This window comes from Halogranum rubrum, assembly GCF_900114455.1.
In the GTDB taxonomy this organism is placed as follows: Archaea; Halobacteriota; Halobacteria; order Halobacteriales; family Haloferacaceae; genus Halogranum; species Halogranum rubrum.
Map to the genome: position 1 here is coordinate 488,198 of NZ_FOTC01000001.1, position 22,851 is coordinate 511,048.

A 22,851-nucleotide genomic window follows, 5' to 3' on the forward strand; every position below is an offset into this window, starting at 1 on the left:
TCAGTGGATACCGGCATATCAAGGTTCACAGTTCTGCTTGCGGTCTCACCGGCTTGGTTCGGCCCGTGTACTTCTTACACCTTCTCTCCCACTCACAAGGCGGAGTGTCTTTCCTCGAAGTCACTGTCTCATCGACAGCGCAGTGAAATACCCACAAACAATAGCGAGTCCTTCTTCGGCCGGACTGCATGCCATCCTCTCGTTGTCGACTCAGCCAAACAGACCGAGTTCCTCAATACGGTCGGTCACGACTCCGACAGCCGCTTCTGCATCTGCAACCGCTTTCGCACCTGTGATAACGATTTTCCCAGACCCAAACAACAACACGACGACGTTTGGCTCGTCAATTCGATAGACGAGTCCCGGGAACTGCTCTGGTTCGTATTCGACATCTTCGAGTCCGAGCCCGATGGCCAAGGCGTTCAGATTGAGCGTCGCACCCAAATCTGCGCTGGAGACGATGTTCTGTACTGTTGGTTCCTCACGACCGTCTGTTGGGATTCCTAACTCCTCGAGATCGGTGAAGACAATCTCAAGCGCTTCTGTGACTTCTGGGACGCTTTTCCCACCCGTACAGACTATCTTACCCGATCGAAAGATCAGATTCGTCGCTTTCGGCTGTGTCGTCCGATAAATCAGCCCAGGGAACGTGTCGGGGTTGTAGTCGGATCCCTCTAGATCCATCGACAATGACTCCAAATCAAGCTCCTGGCCGATCGCTGTGGAGGCGACGACGTTTTCGACCGAGAGGGACGCACGGTGAGGATTGCTCGACATGGAGCAACAGTAAAATGGCTCAGGTATAGCTGTTCTGCAGGCAGTCGGTGGCGACACTCAGACACAAATACGGATAGGAACGTGTCAAATTATCTCACCTCTGGGAGGAATATACTCTGATATATTCTTGACGCGACTCAGTCCAGGCGACGAAGCTCACCTCGGCGTTCCTGATGCATAATTCCCCCAGCGAAAAATCGGAGTTTCGTGACGAGTTGTGCCTCTGTGTCGTATGTCTCAACCCGAAGGTCCCACCGAACCCGCGCTGACCGAATCATCGCGCTTGTCACGTCGTTCTCATGGACGAAGAGCAACCGGTCACCGTGTGTTTCGGAGAGTGCTTCAAGAATGCTTCCAGCTTCTTCTCCGACCCCGAAGTTGTGACCAAGGAAGGGAAGCACGAACGCAGTCGCGTTGCTGCATCTTGTGTACTCGATACTTTGGGTTGCAGCATCCACATCATCAGTGTCGACATCGACGTCAAGCGCCAGAAATGCGTTCACCCCCGGGCGTACTCGGAGTGCACCTTGGACCCGCCGCAAAAGTGCTTGTGCCTCGTCGATTTCGTCCTTGCTTTGGAAGAGACGACGGAGCGGCCCCGGAAGATCTTCGACGGCGAACTTGCGGCGCTCTTCTTCGCTGAGCACGTAGTTCAGATTGAACGACTTGTACGGCCCCATCAAATAGAAGAGAAATCGGTCGTACTTCACCCGCCCCAACTGATCGATAATGTGGTCACGGGTAATATCCACAGCCATAGCTAACACTGTTTGGTGAGGTATTTAAATAGCGGTATTTTTGAGAACAGTTGGCTTGAGAAACGCTAAGAGTCATGCGCCCGAACTCTCGAATACGATGGCAACGAACCATGGACACGCAGTCGACAATCAGGTCCCGGAAGATCCGGCGGACCTCCTCCCTGAAGACAGCGTGCTCACACTCGATGAATATCTTGCAATGCACGCTGCCGTCGGCCATCGCACTCGCTACGAGATTTTGTATCGCCTCGTCCACGGCGGCGAGATGAGCCCCAAAGAACTCGAGGCTGTCCTCGACATCGACGACAGCACGCTTCACTATCACCTTAACAAGCTTGTCGAGGTTGGACTCGTCGAGAAGCGACAGCAAACTGAACGCGACCAAGACGGACTGTACACCTATTACCGAGCGACTGTCTTCGGTGAGGTGACGCTCACAGAGGGCGTTGATGAGCTCATCTGTGGTGAACAGGAGTTCGAAGCGCTGTACGACAGCTCAAGCGAGGCCTGAACAAGCCGCACGTCCAGCAGTGACGCTCCCACTCGCGTACAATCTCACCCCGTTGATCGCCCGTGGCCACCGCAGGAAACGAGCGAGCCTATTAACCAACAAAATTAGCATTATCGACGAATCGTTGGTTAAGGCACACTGATGACTCAATTCTTCAAGGCGCGAAGGGTGTCAATACTAGCGGTACTGCTCTTCCCACGCTTTGCGGGCGTCGAGTTCACGCTCTCCACGCTTGGTGATGCTGTACCCGTTTGTCCGCCTATCTTTCTCGGATTTGTCGATTAGACCTTTCTCAACAAGCTCATCCAAATTGGGATACAGTCGACCGTGATGGATCTCCTTCTCGTAGTACTCTTCGAGTTCTTCACTGAGCGCGAGGCCATGTGGGTTCTCAAAGCCCGAAACGACATACAGCAAATCTCGCTGGAATCCAGTTAAGTCGTGCATACTCAGGAAAGAATATTATTTCAAACACTACATATTTGTCGGATTGTCGTGGTTTGTTGGTGCGAAGCGTACGTGACCAGCGATTGTTAGTACTCCATCTGGCGCATTTCACAGCCAATGTGAGACGACCTTGGGACTCTCTCGGCGGTTCTCATAGACTCGCGGAGGAAGTCCCCCCATCTACGTGTGGGAAGGATCCGACAACAGGCCCTCGATGCATCACCGATGGCAGGCAGACTCCCGAACGTGTCTGAAAACCGAGTGACTACCGTTGATTGGCACCGAAAGCTATCAGTTGTATTTGTATCTCTGCCTGCAGATATATTTTTAACAGAATGACTCCCATGTAACTTGAGACAGTGTCCATTGACACCACATGACATGGTGTGGTGTGTAGAAGCTGTCTCATTCCGCTATGACAACACAACACCCCCCACAACCGCAATCGACTGGTTGGCTGCGACAGCTTGAGACGTCTACGTTCATCCGGCAAGGACTGTTCGTAACAATCACTCTCCTCGTCGTTGCCGTGACGCCAGCGCTCGCACAAACGGATCCAGTCTGTTCTGCAACGAAACTTCCAACCATGCTCGAGGGTTTCTTCGAGATCACGACAGCGATCGGCGTCCTCGGCGTTGCACTCGTCTGGCAGGGTGATTCGCTAATGGAGATGTTCACCATTGGGATCGACGAGAAACGTGCGCTGAAGCGACACAAGCGAACAGCGCTCAAGTCGGCAGTTATCCTGCTCGTCCTCGGGCCACTCTACACCGTCGCGGGGTCGATTATGGGACTCCCCCTCGCCTCGTGTATCAACCTCGTGCCGTGGTAACTCACTGAACAGCCAGTGAGATTCCCCCGTTCGCGTGTGACATCATGGTCGAACCTCAGTGTTGCACTCTGCCTCATAAGCCTCCTCGTCAGTGTGGGGTCTGCCACACCCCCGACACCGAGTGACGACAATGGCCTCACCGAGAACGAATCGGCGACACTGTGGTCACACGACCACGATACATACGTGAACGAATCGACCTATCAGACAGCGCACAACCGTTCTCGAGTGCCAATGCAGCAGTTGGCCAACGGTACGGATTTTGCGTTTACCCGGCCGCCACGGACGGCGGCGACGTGGACACAGAACGACTTCGAGGAGTTAGAAGCTGGTGACGAGAAGACGAGTGTCGCTCCGAGTCACGCTGCGCTGACCGACGGCGTACTCATTCGAGACGCCCACGTGACCGTCTTCGCCATGCATCCCTCGACCCGCGGGCATCTCACCGCGACGGAGACGCCACTGTACGTCGCTCCAAGCGGGTCGCTACGAGCACTCATCGACTACCGAGTCCAGCTACCGACTGCGAACAACAGCACCGACACTGACTGGTCGGTTACGTCGCACTCCATCGAGGAGGTTCGGCTCCGAGACGACGAGACGACGATTGCTCAGAGTGCAGGAACGCACACGCCCGTCCTTGGGTACGAACTCGAAACGGGTGGGCCAGCAACGCTCACCGTCGAAGCCGACATCGCCGTCGCAGTCGGTAACGGTATCACTTCGAACACGGAGACGCTCACAGTCTCGGAGACGATTGACGTCGTCGTCTACGATCTTACTGCGTACCCTCACTACACGACCTATCCAAACGGCGATACTGGCGTGGCAATCTTCCAGAGTCTGCCGTGGCATGGGTACACACTCGGTGAGAATGCGAGCGTCCGTGGTGTGTGGCGCTTCTATACCGCACGTGACAGACGCTGGGACACGCTTTCGGTGTCGACAGCAACTGACGCCGAGACCATCGAGTCACCGTCGCTGCCGGTATACGTCCACGCCTACCCGTCACGTATCGGCCCACGAGCCGAACCGCTTCGCGATGGTCCTGAACTACTCGATGTCTGGGGTATCGAGCGCGATTCTCCGAACGAAACGCTCGGCGAGAACGTCGCCGTCGAGGTCGTCGACGAGCCATACACGACGTCCTACGGCGTCGCTATTCGAGCAACCGCCGTCGACCGCGATGACTTGACCGTGAGTGGCATTGTCCATGGTGTCAACGCAACCGTTGTCGACACTGATGAGACCACCCGGCTGTTCAACGAGAGCAACCTCTCTGTTACCGTCATCTCACAGACAACATCGGAGGCAACGCTTCGCATCGAGCTTCGAGACAACGAGACGGACAGACCAATCGTGCTCGCCGACAATCCGCGACTTGATCCACTCCGAGAAGAGCGCCGAACTGGCTACATCACCGTCGCCGGCGAGCGCGTTGAGACGAACTCAACCGGCGTCGCCCTACTCACCGTCTCCCAGCCGGGCATCTACACCGCACGATATCACCCTGGGTCGTGGCTGAGCACCGACCCAGCGTACACTCCCGCCTCAGCATCGGCGCGATGGCATCCACTCAGCTCGATTGACGGGTGGGTTGCACTCGCCGTGGAGGTTCTCTGGATGTCCATCCCATTTCTCGTCACACTGTACGCTGGGCGACGAGTACTGACGTTCCTGCCCGGTGGCCGCATCGACTGATGACTATCACAAGATCGCTATGACACAACACAATACTCGACACAGACGAACCGTCCTCAGAACACTTGCAAGTTGCACCCTAGCACTCCTTGCTGGGTGTACTGGGAAGGCTACCCAAACAGACGAGACACAAGGCGCGACCGGTGAACGTAACGGCGTTCTCAACCGCGTCGCCATTGAGCAGACGACACTCGTCGTTGAGCTTGCGAACGATGACCCGGACGTCGTTAACCTCATCGAACCAAACGGCGAGCTCTGGAAATCACGCGACGTCGCAACCGGCGTTGAGCGTGTTTCCTTTGAAATCGGGACGTCCTACACACCTGGAGAGCACCGCGTGCTTGCGGTGAAAGACGACGAATCGATTGCTGAGGTTGCACTGACTATTCGACCCCAGTTGGAGATTGTGGACGTCGGCCTCTTTCGGAACCATCCGGAGAAACCGTGGGAAGAGGTGTACGGAGAAAGCGAGACGAATCGCAAAAAAGATGGAGAAGCATTTGTCACCATCGCCAACAGCGGTACTGGTCCTGATACTGTGACTAGACTACGCTTTGATGGTGACTTACCCAACCAGTCAGATGACTCTCGTGGAAGTGGTCTGTATGGGCGCAAGCAAGCTAAGATACTACCAACTGATAGTATCGATCTCTACAGTAGTACATATCCGTTCGGTCCGCCGCTTTACGAAGATGAGGTTCGTTGTTCAGAAGCCGGTACGGAGGGAGTGTTTACGGTTAAGATTGACTCTGATGTTTCTGGTGAAGGTATTGAGAAGCAATTCGCCATAACATACTCTGGATCTGAGGACTTCCACGATTGCGACATCGAAATCAAAGGAGTCATCGATGGTTGATCTAATCGACATCGTCTTAGAGGGCTTCAAGCAGGTCATCTCTTGGGTGACTAGTCAGTTCATCAAAGAGCTTGAGGTTGGATATAGCGCTTTGACCCAATCGCTGTTTGGAACTCCAACTCCCACGACCGACGGTAATTTTGTTTTTGGGGCCCCAACGAGTGAACCCTGGATTTCAATTCACGATGGACTTGTCGGCGGCGATGTATTGTTTATTTCTCTGCTGCTACTCATCGTCTCTGTCCAAGCACGGCACCTTCTGAGAATTTTCCACATAAGTAGTACGTATGGAGCGCGAAAAACAGCTAAGACAGCCTGGACAGGAGCAGTTCTGATTATCTGTTGGTACTGGATCGCCGTTCTCACCCTCTACCTCGTGGACGGCTTTACAATTGCTCTGCTTCCACAACTAGAGTCAATTGGCAAAGCTCTGATACGGATGACTGCCACGTCTCTTACTAGTCCCATCTTCGGCCTGATCTTCGCCGCCATCGGTGGTCTCTCGATGTGGACACTCCAAGCGCTCCTCTATCTGCGTGAGCTTCTGCTCTATGTCTACCTCTATGCGATGCCGATCGCCTTTGCCCTCTCCTACGGCAACGTCCCCATCCTCGCAGACATCGCCACGGGCTTCTCGAGACGCTTCGTTCCATTGGCAGTCCTGCCACTCCCAGCCGCCGTCGTCCTGAAAGGCTACGATCTGCTCTACCAGACGGGTGCACTCAACCCACCGACAGTGTTCTTCAAGCACCTCGTCGCGACAAGCCTGCCGCTCATCGCCCTCTACGTGACGTGGAAGACGTTCAAATACGCCTCACCACTCACCGCACGCGTCATCGGGACGGCAACGCAGACTGCTGTCACCGTCGGCGCCGTCGCGACAGGCGCATATGTCGCCGGCGGAAGCGTCGCAACGACTGCCGCTCGCTGGGGGCCACGAGCAGCAGCGGGGCAAGCGTTCGCCCAGCGTGCGACGGCGTACGCCCAGCCCACGACCGAATCACCGAATCAGCCCCCGTACAGACGAACCGAGAACGACCCTGACCCAACCTACCACTAATGGCTGCAGATACTGACGCCGCTTCGAGACGCATTATGAACCAGTTCGGCGACGAGAGCCGCATCCCCTTTCTTAACGTTGAGGAAGGAGACGTCGGCGTCCTCGTTGGCTGTCCCATCCTCGGCCTCTTTGTCGCAGCTCTTTCGGGCATCGACACACTGGCACTCCCCTTCGTGGCCGCAGGCTTCGGCATCGGCGTCGCCATCGTCTACGTCACCCCGACTCACCTAACGGCGTGGGCGTGGCTCACCGATGTGTGGCGCTTCGTCAAACGGCCACGCACGACTTACAACACGCCCGCGAACACGACGCACTCACGAAACGAAGGTGGGTTGGCCAACTACACACCCTTTGCCCCGGATGAGCGGACCCAAGACCTGACCAATATCAAGTGTGCATGGCCAGGCGCCGGCACAATCGAGCGCACGGACGGGACAATGGAAGCGTTCCTCGAACTCACACCGGGCAACATGGACTTCGCGATGTCCACCGACTGGGCAAGTCTCCAATCGATCGCCGAAGACTTTGCGAACAACGAACTGACGTTCTCCTTGCGACTCCATACCACAACCCGCTCGTTTCCCGTGGAGAAGTTGATAGATCAGTTCGGCACACGACTTACCGATGAGGATGTGAGAGCGAACCCGATCTTCCGTGAGCTGCTCGAAGAGTACCGCGAGACACGGCCGGCGGAGATGCACGCTCGTGGCCTGCAAGAGATTCGCTACTTCCTCGGCGTGGAGGTGACGCCACTTGAGGTGTACAACCGCTACGCAGACGAACCAACACCTACAGAGCGGTTGACGGAGTTTCCCTTCATCGGCTTTCTGTTTACGCCATTCGTGACGCGTCGTGAGCGCCTCACCGACGAAGAGCGACGGACGAAAATGTTCGAGAAACTTGACGAGCGGCTACTGACCGTTCGCTCAGAGCTCGTTGAGCCTGCATCCGGGTGGTCTGCCCGTCGACTGAGTACTGTCGAGTTGTTCGTTCTCACGATGGACTTCTGGAACGGCGAAGCACACAGCTACGGCGATGGCGAGTCCGTGCTTCGAACCGGACCAGTGGTTGGGCGCTCGCGACGCCAGGAGTCCACTCATGTATGAACTCCTCTTGCAGGTTGACCCGCGTCTTGAGTCACTGCAGTTGCAACTTTTCGTGGTCACGACGACCGTCGGTGCGATTGGGCTCTTGGTAGCCAGATTTGCACGTGCAAACGACGGATCTTCACCGCGCATTGAGGGTGGTGACCTATTAGCACTCGATGACGCTGAGACAACGCGCTCCGAAGACGGTGACTCTCCAGCAAGCGATGAGCCACACGACCACTCGAACAACACCGATGTCGATGTTGAGACCATCTTCTATGAAACGCTCGAAGAACACCACCAGTCAGCCGTCGCTCCGGCAGCGATCGAGTGGGAGACTCGCGCCGCACGCGTGGGTGAACAGTGGACGACGACGCTCTATATCGCCGAGTACCCGGATTACCCGAGTGATGGCTATTTGAGTGATTTGTTCACGCTCACAGATGTCGAGTTCGACGTCACTGCACGCATCAGACCGCGGAATCAAGAACGGGCCCGGAATGAACTCCAAGAGATCGCTGACGATCTACAGGTCGATGCCGACCTCGAGCGAAGTGTCCGGAGCACCTACTTACAGGAACGAGCCAACACCGCGGCTGCAACGTACAATGCCGTCGAGAGCGGCCAGCACGTCTTCAGCCAGAGTATTCTCATCACGGTTCGTGCCGAAACGCGGCCACAACTCCGTGAGGCAGCGCGAAAGGTTCGAAGTACGCTCCGTGAAGATCCCGCGAACCTCACCCCGAAGACAGCCCTCTGTCGACAAGACCTGGCACTTCAGTCAGCCGCACCCATTGGGCCGAACGTCTTCGAACGTGAGTCGATTGCCCTCGGCGGCGCTGTCGGCGCACTCTTAGCGTCACCACACAACGCAACGATTCTCGAACCCGGTGGTGTCGAGTTCGGAACGCACAGACACACCGGCAGCCCGGTCGTCATCGATCCGTTTGCTCGGGAGAACGGCTATGCGATGTTCGTCGTCGGCGATACTGGCTCGGGGAAGTCGTTTGCCTCGAAGCAGAACTTCATCCGCTCGATCGAACAGAGTCCTGACCGAATCGGCATCATCCTCGAGCCGCTCAACAACTGGGCGGGCGTCGCCGACGCACTTGGGGCGACCCGCATTACTGTGGGTGGCACGCTTGGGTTGAATCCACTGGAAATTCGACCGACACCTGCACACGTCCAGCGGGCGATGGGCGAGGATGCGAGTCCGTTCAACGAGAAGCTCGACGATGCGATGAGCTTTCTGACGAACTTCTTCGCACTTCGCGACATCTCGCTCAACGACCGGCGTACCACGGTCGAACGGGCGCTTCGTGAGGCCTACCTCCGGAAGGGTATCACTGACGACGTCGACACACACGGAAACGAGAGCCCGACGATTCGCGACATGATGGACGTCTTCGAAGAAATGATCGAGACGCCCGACCCGTTTGTCGTTCGGTCGGCAGCAGAGACTGCGAAGCTCCAAGCAGACGCTACGTGGTTACTCGATCAGTTCCGGCCGTTCGAAGCAGGCGGTCGCTACGAGAACCTCGGCAAGCCCTCCGAATTCGACATTCGCGATGAGAAAGTTGTCTATCTCGACCTCGCACAACGTGAAGGAAGCGTCGATAGTTCGACTGCGCTGACGATGCAGTTACTCATCTCGCTCGTCTATGAGCGTGCTAAATCCAGTGATGCGGAGATCGTCTTCTACCTGGATGAAGCGCGCTACCTGATGAAGGACGCAGCGAGCTTATCGTTCTTAGAGACGGTGTTTCGCCATCACCGCCATCACGATCTGTCGATTCGCCTCATCACGCAGACGGTCGATGAGTTTTTCCAGCATCCTGAGTCGGAGGCGATTCTCGACCAGTGTGCCGTCAAACAGTTCCACCGACTCGATGGGATGGACAAACACTGGGCCGACGAGTTCGGGCTCAACTACGCGCAGATGCGCTTCGTCCAGGATGCGATTCCTGGGAACGAGGACACTGGCTATTCGGAGGCACTCGTCGGTGTCGACGGCGAGTGGCGCGGGATTCAGGTTCGGGCACTACCGAGAGAAAAAGACGTAATCGACTTCGACCCACGAGCGTCGGCTCAGTCATTCACACCGCCAGCCGAGCACTCTGTGAGTGAGACGAACACCATGCCCGGTAGTGACCCAGCTGATGGGCCACCTCGTCGTTCGATGAAGTAGCGAGAGACACTGCACCGGTGACAATACCACCGCCGAGAGTGAGCGAAAGGGCCTATGCGGTCACGAGATTAGCCGAAGTGCCGACGACAATTTCGCTCGGTGGTTCACCTCGGGCAACTTACTGACCGATGACTATGCCAGTTAGCAGACCGGTATGGACACTTGCACCGAAGATGAGGTCGTCAGGAGTTCGATACTCGCCACCGAACTCTTCGCCCGTAATGCTCGTAACGAGCCATAGAGGACGATACTCGGTGTTCAACCTGAGTCGGCAACCGGTTCTCTAGTGCTGGGAACGACCGAGTGAGCTCATAGCCTTAGAAAACCAACGTATCATAGGTGAACGAACCGTGAGCGCACTAGAATCTCTCAATTGGAGGCTCGGCACGATGCGAGTCGCGACAGCAATGTAATGAAGATGATATCGGTCCTTGCCGGTCTCTTCAGGCTAGTTTCCGTCGTCCGAATGGCAATCGGCGACGTAGGCAACGCGGCGGCGTTCGGTCCGACCGGTCACGGCAGAGCCGAAGAATGATCGTCTACCCTGTTATGCTGTGGATGATCGTCTTCTGTGGCTACCTCCCTGGTGCCACTGAGAGAAAGTTGAATCAGTCGTCAGTTAAGGGAGCATAGACGTCTGACTGCCGACAAGTGTCGTTCATCGCTGATGGCCTCTCCTCAATGCTCTGCAGTAGTCGAGGTCACGTGGCCGATTCCCGAAAGAAATCGCTCTCTCCGCGACCGACAAACCACCCAAATATACCAAATATGAGATACCGTACCTTGCATCCATTCGTGCTACTTGTCGTCATTTTGACGCTCGTTTGTGCACCGATCGCCGCAGCGACCACCGTAACGTCCGCACCCGTCACCACACCCACCCAAGTCGAGCTATCTAATCAAGCAGCGACGGAGGCGTGGCTCGACGAGACGATGGCGGATCAGCTAGAACAGCACCACATCCCCGGCGCGGCCGTCGTAATCGTCACAGAAGGTGAGGTCGTTCTGGCGAAGGGATACGGCTACGCCGATATCGAATCGGAAACGCCTGTCGTGGCTGACGAGACCATCTTCCGTGTCGGCTCGACCTCGAAACTCGTCACATGGACAGCCGTCATGCAGGGCGTCGAGGATGGACGACTCAACCTCGATACTGACGTCAACGACTACCTCGGAGAGTCCCCGGTCATGATCCCCGAAACGTATCCACAATCAATTACACTCGAACATCTCGGGACGCACACTGCTGGATTCGAGGACTCTTATGGTGGGATGCTCGTAGATGACCCGCAGGATCTTCAGCCGCTCGGGGAGACACTCGCCGAGAACCGACCTGCTCGTGTTCGTCCGCCCGGCGAGTTCGTCGCGTACTCGAATTACGGGGCCGCGCTAGCCGGTCACATCGTCGCCGAAGAGTACGATACCTCGTTCACCGGGTACGCCAACGAGCACGTCTTGGAACCACTGGAGATGCAAAACAGCACCTTCGAGCAACCCGTCCCACCGGAACTGAGTTCTCGAGTTGCGACCGGCTACTCCTATCAGGACGGAGCATACCAACCACAGGAGTTCGAGTACTTCGGCATGGCTCCTGAGGGGTCGATGAGTGCAACTGCGACTGATATGGGCCACTTCATGCTTGCTCACCTGAACGGCGGGCAGTATGAGTCAGTGCGCATTCTCGACGAAGCAACCGTCGAAGAGATGCATCGACAGCACTTCTCGAATGTCCCCGGCGTGCCCGAGCAGAGCGGCATGGCGTACGGGTTCATCGAGATGAACCGCAACGACGAGCGGATCATCGGTCACTGGGGAACCACAGCGCAGTTCATGAGCCTCCTCGCGCTATACCCGGAACGGGATGTCGGTATTTTCGTCGCCTACAACAGTCCCGGAGGCGCTGAGGCTCGGTTCGAGTTACTCGACGCATTCTCCAATCGGTACTATCCCGACGACGACGCACCAGTCGTTGAACCACCAGCCGGCGCGGCCGAACGCACATCAAATTTCACCGGTGATTACCGGACGATCGCGCTCTCGGAGACCAAGTGGCACAAACTCCTGGGGCTCACGAGTACGATATCCGTCGAAGCGACCGACGAGGGGTATCTCACGACCCAGATGTTCGGGGGCGAATCGAGGCGCTGGGTAGAAGTTCGCCCGGCGGTCTACGAGGAAGTTGGTGGGGACGATTACCTCACCTTCCGGGTGGACGAATCCGGACGAGGGACGCATCTCTTCTTCGGGTCCATCGGATCGCGGACATACGAGCGACTCTCCTGGTTCGAGTCGCTACTCGTTACACAGGCGATTCTACTCGGCGGAGTGCTCGCCTTCGTCATGACGCTCGTCCTGTGGTTGGGACGGTCACTCTGGCGACGGATGCAAAACCAGTCTCCACCCGAACGAGGAGCGAGAGTTTCGACAGCACTACTCGGCACGACGAGCCTTGTCTGGATGACTGTCTCGGCGATTTTCCTCCTCACGCTGTTGAACTTCAATGACGAAGTCGCTTCGCCGTCGCTTCTTCTCCTACTCGGACAGGTCTTCACATTCATCGGGCTCTTGGCGACCGGTGGAAGCGCGGTCGCAACCGTCGTCGTCTGGCGTGAAGCGTACTGGGGACTACGTCGTCGCTTCGCATACTCGTTGGCCGTCGTCGTCGCGCTCCTCTTCACGTGGCAACTCTACTACTGGCAGGTGATCCCGCTGTGAGTACGGACCTGTGATCCCTACCTAGAGTCTCTACAGTGAAGTACCTCGGAGTCGAGCCCTGAGACACTCTGCCTTGATTTCTGCAGAAGTTGGCTCGCGCTCCGAGTCGATTGCCTAAAGGAAGCGAACCATCAAACCGAAACTGAGGAGTGTCAGATCCTCGAAAATTACTATCTGAGGGAGGGGAACCGCTTGCCGTCGTTGATCATGAAATACGCCATGGCCAACACGGCTCCCCCAAGGGCCGCAATTTTCACTAGTAGGACGACAGTGAACGCATATCCCCACGGCCGTCGCTTGTAAAGCCAGTACGAAGACAGGGCGAACGCGAGGACGATGACCCCAAGATCGAGAAAGTAGATGACGTTCACGGGAAGCCCCGCCTCTACGATACTCTGTGATGTTGTGCCCTCAATCGTCGCTGGAAGGATGTCTGAGAGCCACAGGAACGTGATCAGTACAACTAACAGTACTTGAAATGCGACGTACGGCCACGTCGACTGCTCACCGACTGCGCGTTTCAGCACGACCCCAGAAACCTACTCAGATGTTGTCAGTAGCGGCGTGCAAGATACAGAGGGTGTATGCAGCAGGTGACCGAGGAGAGTGAGCCTACTCCCACAACCCCAAGGGATTGTAAACCGCCCGCCGGCTCGAGGAGTCGATCGCCGCAACGTACAGCGGCGTCCAGCTCCCCTCGAGGATCGGTGATCCCGTGGGCCGTCGACGTGACGACGACTGCCGGTGACCGCGAGGCGGTCGCGGATGTTGTCGAGGCGGAGCTCGACGTTGTGGAGACGGTCAGGAAGGACCTCGTCGTGGGACGGGTCGACGTGTTCTGACGCCCGGTGTTTATGCCTGCGCGAGTGGTAGCAAAGACTATGTCAATCGACGCGGCGATGGAACGGATCGCGGCCGCCGAAGCTGAGGCCCGACTCCCCGACGACGACCGCGCCCAGCAACACGAGGTGTACGAGAAGACGTTCGATGCGCTCGAGGACGTCACGCCGGACGACGACGACGAAGGGATCACCATCGTAAGCGAGTGGATCGTCGAGCAGATTCGAACCGACGGCAAGCGCCCGAGTTCGCGGGCCGTCCGGCAGCGAGCCCGAAAGTACTGCGAGATGAACGGCTACGAAATCAGCAACAACGATTGGCTGGGAGCGTAACCGACGGATGCGAATCTCTCGAGGCGCGTGACCCGGTACGCTGGGGTTTACGGTTTCGTTCTTTTGTGACCGTTACCGAAGGTACTGCAATGGCTACCGACATCAGTCGACGGTTTCGACCGCGAATTTCGCTCGCCTCGGCCGCCGTCGCGTTCCTCCTCCGGACGTGACGACGTTCTCTGCAAGATACGCGCCCTGTATTCAGCACGCCAGCAGAAACCTCACCAATCGCTGTCAGAAGGAGCGTGCAACACTCAGAGGGTGTGTCTTGCACCGTCGTCGGAGTGAGGTTAAAGCCGGATGCCGCGTATCGGTAGATATGCCCGGTCCTGTCTTTCTGGATGGTGAGGATGTCGAGCTACGTACCATCGAGACCGACGACGCAGCGTTTCTCCAGCAAACACTCAATGACCCACAAGTTCGGTCCAGTCTCACCGCGTTTTCCCCGAGAAGTCGAACGCAGAAAGCTGACTGGATAGCCGCCCGAGACGACTCAGACGGGGTTGTCTTGCTTATCTGCGTTGACGGAGACCCCGTTGGAACGGTTGCGCTGAATCCACCGAACGACGTGTGGGGAGTAGCCGAAATCGCATATATGGTCGCCCCGGACAAGTGGGGTAACGGGTATGCGACAGAGGCAGTTCGCCTCATCTGCCGCTATGGATTCGAAGAACGACGCTTGAACAAGGTGTACGCGGAGCCGTTCGCAACGAACACGGGGTCGTGCCGTGTGTTAGAGAAAGTGGGTTTCAGCGAGGAGGGAACCCTGCGACAAGAGGCCTTCATCGAGGGGGAATACGTCGATGTACGACGGTATGGGTTGCTGGCCGAGGAGTGGAACCAGTAGTAGCCGAATGATGCACACGCGCTCTGTATTCAGCACGGCCATAGAAACCTCCCCGGACGCTGTCAGAAGCGGCGTGCAAGACTCAGAGAGTGAGTTCAGCAGACTTTGGTTACACCAGTGGGTACGGTAGCAAACTTTACCCAGTAGTATGTTCTACCCAAAAGCATGGTCACGTCGGTAAAGATGGACGACGACACCAAATCTCGGCTCGAACGGTTACAGGCCGAGATTCGGCTGAAGACAGGCAACCGAGTGACACAACAGGAAATCCTCGCACGACTCGTTGAGCATGCCATTGAGTCCAAGGCAGACCTTATTGACTCGTTCCGAGAGAAACGTGTTCCCCTCGCCGAATCCGAGCGCGAGAAGTTTCACGATGGGATGGTCTCGTCCGGAGTCTCGACGAGCGAAGAAGACATCGACGACGTGCTGTACGGATGAGTGTCTTCGTTGATACTGGCGTGTTCTTTGCGCACCACGATTCGGATGCGGATCAGCACGACCAGGCCGTCAGTGCATTCGACGAGTTGCTTGATGGGGAATACGGACAACCGTATACGAACGACTACGTTTTCGACGAGACCGTGACCCTCACGCGCGCTCGAACAGGTTCATTCGAGGCTGCGGACACCGTCGCCGGTCGCATTCTCGGCGAAGAGCCGTTTCCTCAAGTCTTCGAAATGATTCACGTCGAACCGGACGATGTTCGGACGTCGCTAGAAACGTTTCGTCGATACGACGACCACGACCTCAGCTTCACTGACGCGACGATAGTCACGCTGTGTGAGTCACGTGATATCGACGCTGTGTTGAGCTTCGACACGGATTTCGATGGACTCGTTGAGCGTATCGAACCAGGATACTAATAATTTTCTTGGAGTGTCTTACCCACTTCGTCCAGAAGCTGGTAGAACCGGCGTACTGAGCGTAGAGAGTGAACGGATTGAGTCGCATTCTTCGCTGGACTACGTTGATAGGCAAACACGGCTAAACAGACCCAAGAAGAACAGCAAGAACCCCGGGAAGAAGATACACGATATTCGGAGCGCATTCTCCACCTACAAATTCGAGAAGTGGCTCACTCTGTTTCGAGGGCTCTGTAGATTTCAGCATGGCGGCGTCTGTCGAGTCGCGCCATTTCAAGCGCGATTTTGCGGCGTTCTTCGTCGGTCTCTGCCGCGTGATACCGCTCGTAGAGTTTGCGGACTTCGTCGTCGGCAGAACGTGAGGTATCAGTGCTGGACGCCATCTCTTACTGTCGTGTAGTTTCTGGTGTTGTTTATCTGTTCCGCCGTGTACAGGCCCGGAAGTATACGACAGCCGTCTCGATGTCGACTCTCTCTGAATCGGTTGCAAAACGCTTCAGCAGTGCTCGAACCTCATCGCCATAGTCGAACGTGTACCCGTTGAGCATGTAGAACGTCGCTACTGTGTCGAGTGCAGTTCGTTTGTTGTCGTCGACAAACGGGTGATCGGCGATCAAGAGGCGCATCAGGTGCACAGCTTTGTGGTGAATCGTTTCTGGTGACTCACCGAAGTATCCTTCAGAGATGTATTGTACCGCGGACGTAATCGGTTTCTTCGAGCGGACGCCTGGCTCTGTGTTATCACCCTCCTCGACGATCTGTTCGTGAATCTCGAGGATGAGCTCAACCGTAGGATACACCAGTTCGTCGCTCACAGTGACAAATACAGGTCGACTTTGGATAGTCGTTTTTCTCTCTGCCGGACAGTGATGTTCTTTCTCCCTTCTCAGATGGCTGCCTACAGATACAATTGCGAGATATGCGCCCTGAGTTCAGCACGGCCACAGAAACCTCACCAGTTGTTGGCAGAAAGTGCGTGCAAGACTTAAAGGGTGAGTTCACCAAATCACCGGCGTTCGTTGTAGTGAATGGTCGTTGTACCTTTCGCAAAACCGGAGATACTACGCTGTCCCCACTGAGCGCCGCCGGTCAAGGAGATAGATGAGTGCAGCGAGCCAGCACACACCGACGAAGCTCAGGGCTCCAACGGGGGCGTCCCATGCGTTAAGCTCTGCTGCGTAATCACCGAGTATGAACGCGGCGATAGGAGTGCCAACGTACGCAACAACGTTTGGAATCCACGGTGAATTACTTTCATGGAGCTTTTCCGCATCCTTGTACACTGCAACGAGCAGAAATATTGCTGTACTATACGTAATTAACAGCAATAAGATTCCGAAAAGTGTCCCAACAGCACTTTGGGGCCTAAGTCCAAAGAAATAGCCCACTGTCACAGGCACGACGAAGACGTACACAGCCACGTATTTCGGCCATTTCGAGTCATTTGTTCCTCGCCAGTCTTCACTCGTCGTACCCTTCACTTCGGCCCGCCACGACCGCACAGCAGCAAGTCGGTCACCGAAATAGGCAGCCACACGGACAATGAGTACACCAATGGCAACTCCGAGAACGATAGCGATGAGAGTTCCAACCACGGTGAAGAGCGCTGCTCTGGGGGAGGATACGCTGAGGGTCGAAAACATGGTGGCGAGATAGACGATAACGAGTCCAATGGAAGCAACAAGCCCGGTTCGTGTACTCGCTCGACGTCCGCTCGTTGGTCGATTGTAGTAGAGGCATCCGACGAGAAAGCCAGCGGCTATGAACGCACCACCAGAGACGGTTCCACCAGCAACTAACGACTCGTCGGTTACTGTTGGCCACGATAGCGGCACGGTGAGTAGTGCTGACACGAGCCCGATGGCTGTAGCGAGCCGAAGCTCAGGCTCAGTCAGCTCTCGATAGAAGTGTGTGTGGAGGGACATTACGTCGGATACTCTGTGAATCGCTATCAGTAAGAGTGTTTTTCATTGGTCATCTCGTTTTCACTCTCAATATTCAATTTACGGCCACAGGAACAGAGACTACTCACTCAAGGTTTTCAGTTCGATCATTGAGACCCTCCCACTTTCTGCCGACTTGGAGGACAAATCGACAAGTTTCATTGGCGGCCAATGGCTCCTGATCGACTCGCGCCCTAAGTTCAGCACACCCGTAGAAACCCCACCGAATGCTGTCAGTAACGGCATGCAACATCCAGAGGTGAGTTCAGCAAAGACTAGACCACATTCACAAATATAATAGATGGCATACCAACGGAAGTTACGATTGCTTCGGGAAGAAGCCCGGGAACGCCGACCGGTCACGAAGAACGCCAATACCGACTACTATCAATGTCAACGCAGAGAGTGTGGCCAGGACGTAAACCCACAGCCGAGCCTCGCACACCCCAATTTCGACTAGAAACTGATAGCCAGTGCCAAAATATACCCCCTCAAAAAGGAACGACCCGCCAATAGTTCGCTGGACGTTTACAACGTTCTCACAGACAAAGCCAAAGAGGATTTTCAGCACGCCACTTACAAACAACGCCCCAACAGCAATTAGACTGAAACCTACGGTTAGATGTCCTAAGTTTGCCCATGCAAGGACACAGCTCGTGATAACTTGGATGATTCCCAAGCCGCCGAAAAATAGCTTGACTGTCATGTCATAAATCCCTGTAGTGGTAAGTTAATTCCACTGGAAGGTCGACCAACTGAGAGAAGAACTAGTCAGATAGTTACCAAGAGAAATAATCTACCGAGAGCACAAATAAGTGAGAGTTAATATTTCTTGGGTAGTGAATTGACCGACTTGCGCGCTCTATTCAGCACGGCCTCAAGAACATCACTGAACGCTGTCAGAAGTGGCGTGCAACACTCAGAGGGTGAGCTATCAGCGGTCAATCAGCGGGAGTTACGGGTTGAGATCGCTCCTCATCGGCTGATTTACTCATCTCTGCACCAAGCCCAATTCCTGCAGCTGCAATGCCCATCGCGAGCTGCACAAGTGTGAGTCGGTGCCCTCCAAGTTGAAGATCGGGATGAATACTATACAGAGGGAACACCACCAGTAGGGGGAGTAGAATCTGTGGAAAGAGACCACTGTCCTTCAGCGCAGAGCGATTTCGAGCTAGTAACCAGCCAGCGAGAGCCCAGATGAGACCAAGAGAAAGCAGCAGTTGCGGGTTCCCTGAACCATCAATAGAGTGGATCCAAGCTATCACTCCCCCCACGATAACACCGGCGGAGAGGGCTTTGTAATCGACCATGTCATCAGGACAAGTTATGAACACAAAAAGATTGAGTCAGACACCAAAAAGATAGTAATAAACAATCGCTAGCACCAATCTTGTGACCGACTTGTGCGCTGTATTCAGCATAGCTATTAGGAACTATCGTCGATTGAAGGGTTTCATCGAGCCCGATTGTCAGTAAACATTCTTATCGACATCTTGACGATGTTGCTCACGCTGACGTCTCTCGACGAGAATTGGAATTTGACGTGTCGGTATCGATAGGGAACGTAATTGAGAGATCAATTGCCTCGGTTCCATCGCGGAGTATCGGGCGCTTGCTGTTACCATCTGTAGTGAACTCAATGACGCCGAGCGCTTCGAGTTCCTTGAGATTCCGGTGAACCTCCTTGTAATCGCGATTGGCAAGTCGAGCAGTCTCACGGATACTTTCTGGGCGCTCACTAGCGACGATGTCCAAGAGCTGGAGGTTCAACCGACGCATGAGTCGTTCAACGTCGTCGAGGTCCTCGAAGTTTAGCACGAACGCTGCCTCCTGTTCTTCGAACTCTTCTCCAGATTCCGCCCGACGGAGTCGCTCGCGAGCGGCTCGCTGGTTATTCTCGCGCTGGCCGTACGTAATTTTGAGTATGTTTGCGGTCATGGAAGATCCTGGATTTCGTTCAGGAACCGGTCACGGAGTTCCATCATTCCGGGGAACTCAATTTCGTCGATGCCATCGGGTGTATGTCGTTCGTGGCGTCCGGGAGTTCGGTTCTCGTTGTCGTAGCGGAGAATGACGCCTTGGCCATCGAGAAACCCGTAGTGAAGCGCGTATCGGTACCCGCTCGGATACTGAGGGTCGTCAGTTCGGTAGATTTTCCGCCGAATGACCGTCTCACCCGTCCTGTCTTCGGTGTTCTCGATAACCTCGAACGTCATTCCTCACGCTATGGTATGAAGCCCATCAAAATAAGCATATGGGGTATTGCCCATCAAAGAGTGAAGAATCACCTGCAACTCCTGACCGACTTGCGCTGTGAGTTCAGGACGCCCGCAGAAACCTCACCGAACGCTGTTAGAAGCGGCGTGCAACACTCAGAGGATGTATGCAGCAATTCACCATCCTTCGCGGAGGGCACGAATAATTAAGAGTGCCCGAAAGCTGTGCCAATACATGGAACTCGTCAATAGATTAAAACGCTGGACAGAGGAGATTTCTCTCGCCGCATTGTGCATGGTCTGGATTTTTCTTTGGTTCATGAATGGTGGATTATCCACTCCAGATAGACTTTATCAGGTGTCTCTCCTTGTATTGTTTCTCCTCTCAGTCGGGTTGCTAGTCCAAAATATACGGCAGACAACATCAGACTGAGCAGTGCGCGCTCTATGTTTATCACTCCCGAGCGACCGCCAAATGATGACTGACTCATGACCGACTTGCGCGCTGAGTTTAGCACGACCACAGAAACCTCACCAGTTGCTGTCAGAAGGTGCGTGCAACATTCAGAGAGAGAATTCAGCAATGCGAGTCCCCAGTAGCGTGAATACCATCCGTGATGCTGCCGTCCGGTTCCAATGACATCCAGATTCCTTGCCCTCGGTCGGCTGCTGTTCTCTCGACTGAATACCGTTGCCCCTCACCGAGACGGAGGTCTATCATATAGACCCCCGGAGTACACCCGTCATACTCGTCGGCGAGGATTCGCTCGGAGGGAATTATAGTATGCGCCCCATCGTCCGTCGTCCTTGAGGAAGGGAGGGTGTACTTACTCCAGTGGACGAGTTCTCCGTCCCGTCGGACCAGCACATCGAGGGTTTGCGATTCTTCGGTCCTGTTCCGCAGTTCGATGAACGCGAGGGTAGTATCCTCGTTCAAATTCAGTGCTGAACAACCAGCGATGCCGACAATAGATCCGGCACCGAGGCTGAGGAGGGCACGACGTTTCATATACGCAGTCATCTGTTGGTAGTGAAGTGTTTTCTGGCGTACCGAGGTATGCTGAATAAGCGCCCTGAGCTCAGCACGACCACAACAAACTACTCAGATGCTGTCAGGAGCATCGTGCAAGACTCAGAGGGTGAGTTCAGCACGATGAGTTCGTGTTCAATCCTCTTGGTTTGGGTTCCAAGCGTAGTAGACTATGGTCAGCGAGAGTCCCATTGCAACAGCCTCAAAGGTCACAGAATCACCCATTAGCGTACCAATTGCAAGCACAGAAAGGGCAGACATCAACCCGACGAGAACAGCATATTGGATGCGAGATAAATTCCGCATCCATCCATCAAGACGATGGTACTGATGTCTTATATCGTTCATAGTTCAACTTGTAGTGGGAAGTACAATAATATTCTCCTGACCGACTTGCGCCCTGAGTTCAGCACGCTCGTAGAAACCTCCCCCGAATGCTGTCAGAAGATACATGCAACATACAGAGGGTGAATTCAGCACCACCTCGCCTATAGACTACATTGACCAGTCAGAAACCGACGTGAGACTGTCCGAACGCTTATCTGTAGCCACCGACTCGATTTTGATAGAGATGGCCAGCACGACTCGTGACAACGGTAATGGCGGCGTCGAGTTCGTCTATGAGGAGGATGGACGAGTCACGGCGAAAGACATCGAGACGGGTGTCGCTTCTTTCGGTGACGACCGCGCAGAGGCTCTGCGGATGCTCGCAGACGCACTCGATGCTTACCACGGGAAGGGAGAACCCGTCGACGATGACGAGCTGGCCGCAGAACTCGGTCTCAGCGAGGACGAAATCGGAAGCGAAGGCCGCCCGCCGTGGGACGAGTAACGTGGGCCGGACGACGTTCACAGGTCGAGAAGTCGCCAAGGTGCTGATGAAATTCGGGTACGAGCCGAAGTCACGGTCTGGGAGTCACCTCACGTTGGAGTACGTCAACCCCGACACTGGCGACGTTCGACGACCGACTGTCCCTCTTCACGGAGATATCCCTCGTGGGACGCTTGGGAGCATCGCAGAGCAGTGTGGTGCAGAAGATTTCCACTCGTTCTGTGAGTGGATTGACGACCACTGTTAGGGTTCGCCTCACGAACTGTGAGTTTTTCACTGAATCTGGTCTCAGGCTGCTACGACTCATCCAGAAGCTGTCAGCAATGGCGTGACACAGATAAAGGCTGAGTTCAGCACGCCCCGCTCGTTCAGCTCTGGAATATCCGTCTGAATCAACCGTTAAGTAGGTGTGCGAATGGGCTGTTATCCGAGGAGATACCGGGTCCACGGATACCGCTCAACGAGCGGTTGTCCTCCAATTTCATACCGTTCGATATACTGGTCAAGTCCAAGAATCCGGCCAGCCCCGAACGCTGCGACTGACAAGAACACGAGCATGTACGCAAAGTCGCCATTGATGTAGCCGTGGGCAATATCCCAGTTCCCGAAGTAGAACAGCACCATCATGAATCCTCCGAAGAACGCGGCGAGCCTCGTCAGACACCCGACGAGGAGTCCGAGCCCGATGAGGAGTTGTCCCCACGGGACAGCAACGTTCACGAAGTCCATGAACCACGGGGTTTGTGCCATCGAGACGAACAGGTCCGCCAGCGGGCTTCCGTTTGCGGACGGCGCGTTTTGGAGATATCCTGCAGCATCGAATCCCCCACCGGTCAGTTTCCCGAGACCTGCTTGGAGGAACGCCAATCCCATCATCAGCCGGAGCGCGAGGATGAACCAGACACTCAATGTGTGGAGTTTCCCTGCAGCAGTGAAGCCTGCAATCGTACTCCGGAGTTCAACTTCTCGTACAGACATGACATAGAAATATTTCTAGGCGGATTAAAAAAAC

28 protein-coding genes are annotated in these 22,851 nt (G+C 55.3%); 16 read left to right on the forward strand and 12 right to left on the reverse strand.

All coding sequences use genetic code 11. From position 1 onward, the window contains the following. Positions 1-210 precede the first annotated feature (210 nt). A complete protein-coding gene (locus BM083_RS02315) occupies positions 211-777 on the reverse strand; it encodes a TATA-box-binding protein (protein WP_089865230.1) in 567 nt (188 codons plus the stop codon). Positions 778-914: 137 nt separating this feature from the next. Further along, positions 915-1,535 carry a DUF7509 family protein gene (locus BM083_RS02320; RefSeq protein ID WP_089865235.1) on the reverse strand — a complete coding sequence of 207 codons (621 nt, stop codon included), beginning with the start codon at positions 1,533-1,535 and terminating at the stop codon, positions 915-917. 97 nt (positions 1,536-1,632) lie between these two features. Here BM083_RS02320 and BM083_RS02325 point away from each other — a divergent pair, with 97 nt between their 5' ends. Continuing rightward, complete coding sequence (locus BM083_RS02325; RefSeq protein WP_089865237.1) at positions 1,633-2,046, forward strand: winged helix-turn-helix domain-containing protein; 414 nt, start codon at positions 1,633-1,635, stop codon at positions 2,044-2,046. A gap of 177 nt (positions 2,047-2,223) precedes the next feature. Here BM083_RS02325 and BM083_RS02330 read toward each other — a convergent pair whose 3' ends face one another. Further along, positions 2,224-2,493: a PadR family transcriptional regulator gene (locus BM083_RS02330; protein ID WP_089865240.1), complete on the reverse strand. Its 270-nt coding sequence runs from the start codon at positions 2,491-2,493 to the stop codon at positions 2,224-2,226. Between the two features lie 415 nt (positions 2,494-2,908). Between BM083_RS02330 and BM083_RS02335 the strand changes: the two genes are divergently transcribed. The 8 genes from BM083_RS02335 to BM083_RS02365 all read left to right on the forward strand — a co-directional run bounded on the left by BM083_RS02335 (position 2,909) and on the right by BM083_RS02365 (position 12,933). Continuing rightward, positions 2,909-3,325, forward strand: a complete 417-nt coding sequence (locus BM083_RS02335; RefSeq protein WP_394327580.1) for a DUF7985 family protein — start codon at positions 2,909-2,911, stop codon at positions 3,323-3,325. Between the two features lie 234 nt (positions 3,326-3,559). Beyond that, positions 3,560-5,026, forward strand: a complete 1,467-nt coding sequence (locus BM083_RS02340) for a DUF8186 domain-containing protein (RefSeq protein WP_245756828.1) — start codon at positions 3,560-3,562, stop codon at positions 5,024-5,026. A 19-nt stretch (positions 5,027-5,045) separates the two neighbouring features. Further along, the gene (locus BM083_RS02345) at positions 5,046-5,882 is read left to right on the forward strand and encodes a hypothetical protein (RefSeq protein WP_089868307.1); all 837 of its coding nucleotides are present in this window, start codon (positions 5,046-5,048) and stop codon (positions 5,880-5,882) included. Then, complete coding sequence (locus BM083_RS02350) at positions 5,875-6,942, forward strand: TrbL/VirB6 family protein (RefSeq protein WP_089865246.1); 1,068 nt, start codon at positions 5,875-5,877, stop codon at positions 6,940-6,942. The genes BM083_RS02345 and BM083_RS02350 overlap by 8 nt, the downstream gene beginning before the upstream one ends. After that, a complete protein-coding gene (locus tag BM083_RS02355) occupies positions 6,942-8,048 on the forward strand; it encodes a TraC-like domain-containing protein (protein WP_089865249.1) in 1,107 nt (368 codons plus the stop codon). The genes BM083_RS02350 and BM083_RS02355 overlap by 1 nt, the downstream gene beginning before the upstream one ends. Next, positions 8,041-10,218, forward strand: a complete 2,178-nt coding sequence (locus tag BM083_RS02360; RefSeq protein ID WP_394327581.1) for a VirB4 family type IV secretion system protein — start codon at positions 8,041-8,043, stop codon at positions 10,216-10,218. Before BM083_RS02355 ends, BM083_RS02360 begins: the two co-directional genes overlap by 8 nt. Positions 10,219-10,630: 412 nt before the next feature. After that, positions 10,631-10,753, forward strand: a complete 123-nt coding sequence (locus BM083_RS23900) for a hypothetical protein (RefSeq protein ID WP_281244145.1) — start codon at positions 10,631-10,633, stop codon at positions 10,751-10,753. A gap of 260 nt (positions 10,754-11,013) precedes the next feature. Continuing rightward, positions 11,014-12,933 carry a serine hydrolase domain-containing protein gene (locus tag BM083_RS02365; protein ID WP_245756830.1) on the forward strand — a complete coding sequence of 640 codons (1,920 nt, stop codon included), beginning with the start codon at positions 11,014-11,016 and terminating at the stop codon, positions 12,931-12,933. Between the two features lie 170 nt (positions 12,934-13,103). On the opposite strand, the gene BM083_RS02370 is transcribed toward BM083_RS02365, so the two are convergent. Then, the gene (locus BM083_RS02370) at positions 13,104-13,460 is read right to left on the reverse strand and encodes a hypothetical protein (protein ID WP_089865255.1); all 357 of its coding nucleotides are present in this window, start codon (positions 13,458-13,460) and stop codon (positions 13,104-13,106) included. A gap of 180 nt (positions 13,461-13,640) precedes the next feature. Here BM083_RS02370 and BM083_RS23905 point away from each other — a divergent pair, with 180 nt between their 5' ends. The 5 genes from BM083_RS23905 to BM083_RS02390 all read left to right on the forward strand — a co-directional run bounded on the left by BM083_RS23905 (position 13,641) and on the right by BM083_RS02390 (position 15,818). Continuing rightward, entirely contained in the window at positions 13,641-13,775 is a 135-nt protein-coding gene (locus BM083_RS23905; RefSeq protein WP_281244146.1) for a hypothetical protein, read from the forward strand. Between the two features lie 39 nt (positions 13,776-13,814). Continuing rightward, a complete protein-coding gene (locus BM083_RS02375; RefSeq protein WP_089865257.1) occupies positions 13,815-14,105 on the forward strand; it encodes a hypothetical protein in 291 nt (96 codons plus the stop codon). A 319-nt stretch (positions 14,106-14,424) separates the two neighbouring features. After that, complete coding sequence (locus BM083_RS02380; protein WP_089865259.1) at positions 14,425-14,952, forward strand: GNAT family N-acetyltransferase; 528 nt, start codon at positions 14,425-14,427, stop codon at positions 14,950-14,952. Positions 14,953-15,117: 165 nt separating this feature from the next. Next, complete coding sequence (locus BM083_RS02385) at positions 15,118-15,393, forward strand: hypothetical protein (protein ID WP_177197514.1); 276 nt, start codon at positions 15,118-15,120, stop codon at positions 15,391-15,393. Continuing rightward, entirely contained in the window at positions 15,390-15,818 is a 429-nt protein-coding gene (locus tag BM083_RS02390) for a type II toxin-antitoxin system VapC family toxin (protein ID WP_089865266.1), read from the forward strand. The genes BM083_RS02385 and BM083_RS02390 overlap by 4 nt, the downstream gene beginning before the upstream one ends. 212 nt (positions 15,819-16,030) lie before the next feature. Here BM083_RS02390 and BM083_RS23085 read toward each other — a convergent pair whose 3' ends face one another. From BM083_RS23085 to BM083_RS02420, 7 genes are all read right to left on the reverse strand, one after another. Further along, a complete protein-coding gene (locus tag BM083_RS23085) occupies positions 16,031-16,201 on the reverse strand; it encodes a hypothetical protein (protein ID WP_177197515.1) in 171 nt (56 codons plus the stop codon). Positions 16,202-16,231: 30 nt separating this feature from the next. Then, entirely contained in the window at positions 16,232-16,633 is a 402-nt protein-coding gene (locus BM083_RS02395; protein WP_089865269.1) for a type II toxin-antitoxin system death-on-curing family toxin, read from the reverse strand. Positions 16,634-16,879: 246 nt separating this feature from the next. Further along, positions 16,880-17,743, reverse strand: a complete 864-nt coding sequence (locus BM083_RS02400; protein WP_143085660.1) for a hypothetical protein — start codon at positions 17,741-17,743, stop codon at positions 16,880-16,882. 337 nt (positions 17,744-18,080) lie between these two features. Then, positions 18,081-18,467, reverse strand: coding sequence for a hypothetical protein (locus tag BM083_RS02405; RefSeq protein WP_089865275.1), 387 nt, complete (start codon positions 18,465-18,467; stop codon positions 18,081-18,083). Between the two features lie 235 nt (positions 18,468-18,702). Continuing rightward, positions 18,703-19,071 (reverse strand): hypothetical protein, encoded by a 369-nt coding sequence (locus tag BM083_RS02410; protein ID WP_089865278.1) that lies wholly within the window; start codon positions 19,069-19,071, stop codon positions 18,703-18,705. 196 nt (positions 19,072-19,267) lie between these two features. After that, on the reverse strand, positions 19,268-19,699 hold the full coding sequence (locus BM083_RS02415) for an HVO_A0114 family putative DNA-binding protein (protein ID WP_089865280.1): 432 nt from the start codon (positions 19,697-19,699) through the stop codon (positions 19,268-19,270). Next, on the reverse strand, positions 19,696-19,977 hold the full coding sequence (locus BM083_RS02420) for a toxin-antitoxin system TumE family protein (protein ID WP_089865282.1): 282 nt from the start codon (positions 19,975-19,977) through the stop codon (positions 19,696-19,698). Before BM083_RS02420 ends, BM083_RS02415 begins: the two co-directional genes overlap by 4 nt. A 1,601-nt stretch (positions 19,978-21,578) precedes the next feature. On the opposite strand from BM083_RS02420, the gene BM083_RS02430 reads away from it, so the two are divergent. Continuing rightward, the gene (locus BM083_RS02430) at positions 21,579-21,839 is read left to right on the forward strand and encodes a type II toxin-antitoxin system HicB family antitoxin (RefSeq protein WP_049894483.1); all 261 of its coding nucleotides are present in this window, start codon (positions 21,579-21,581) and stop codon (positions 21,837-21,839) included. 1 nt (position 21,840) lies between these two features. Next, a complete protein-coding gene (locus BM083_RS02435) occupies positions 21,841-22,086 on the forward strand; it encodes a type II toxin-antitoxin system HicA family toxin (protein WP_089865288.1) in 246 nt (81 codons plus the stop codon). Positions 22,087-22,262: 176 nt separating this feature from the next. On the opposite strand, the gene BM083_RS02440 is transcribed toward BM083_RS02435, so the two are convergent. Beyond that, a complete protein-coding gene (locus BM083_RS02440) occupies positions 22,263-22,817 on the reverse strand; it encodes a DoxX family membrane protein (RefSeq protein WP_089865291.1) in 555 nt (184 codons plus the stop codon). Positions 22,818-22,851 lie beyond the last annotated feature (34 nt).